1 pseudogene is annotated in these 242 nt (G+C 67.8%); it reads left to right on the top strand.

The features are described from left to right. Positions 1–2 precede the first annotated feature (2 nt). Positions 3–242 (top strand): annotated as a pseudogene (locus tag G5A07_RS21655) (porphobilinogen synthase); the annotation flags it as partial.

Below are 242 nucleotides of genomic sequence, written 5' to 3'. Positions count from 1 at the left end.
ACCTGATCCTGCCGGTGTTCGTCCTCGATGGGGTCAACCAGCGTGAAAGCATTCCGTCGATGCCCGGCGTCGAGCGCCTGTCCATCGACCAGTTGCTGATCGAGGCGGAAGAGTGGGTGGCCCTGGGCATTCCGGCGCTGGCGCTGTTCCCGGTGACCCCGGTGGAGAAGAAGTCCCTGGACGCCGCCGAGGCATACAACCCGGAAGGCATCGCCCAGCGCGCCACCCGCGCCCTGCGCGAG

The sequence above is a fragment of the Stenotrophomonas sp. AS012628 genome, from assembly GCF_010608305.1.
Classification (GTDB): Bacteria; Pseudomonadota; Gammaproteobacteria; order Xanthomonadales; family Xanthomonadaceae; genus Stenotrophomonas; species Stenotrophomonas geniculata.
This window is presented reverse-complemented; position numbering and strand designations above follow the sequence as displayed.